The organism is Pseudoalteromonas rubra, assembly GCF_005887115.1.
Lineage (GTDB): Bacteria > Pseudomonadota > Gammaproteobacteria > Enterobacterales > Alteromonadaceae > Pseudoalteromonas > Pseudoalteromonas rubra_F.
In genome coordinates, this window is the sequence record NZ_PNCJ01000134.1 from 1 (window position 1) to 217 (window position 217).

1 pseudogene is annotated in these 217 nt (G+C 38.2%); it reads right to left on the reverse strand.

The features are described 5' to 3' along the window. Positions 1-82: 82 nt before the first annotated feature. Positions 83-217: pseudogene (locus CWB98_RS24545) on the reverse strand (BCCT family transporter); the annotation flags it as partial.

The following is a 217-nucleotide window of genomic DNA, read 5'->3' on the forward strand; positions in this document are numbered from 1 at the left end:
GACCAATCAGCCAATGCGACCTGTGAGGCCATCATTAACGAGATTGCGCTTAAAGAGTAAATTGTTTTTCTCATCATTGCTCCTAATGTACGGATTCTATTTTTTTATAATCAAGACGGTTTTCTTTTGGTGAGCTATCGATGTTGCTCACGGTTTTGAATTTGGTGTACAAAATGTAGCCTAAACAACTAAAGAATAGACCAATTACCAAGGCACC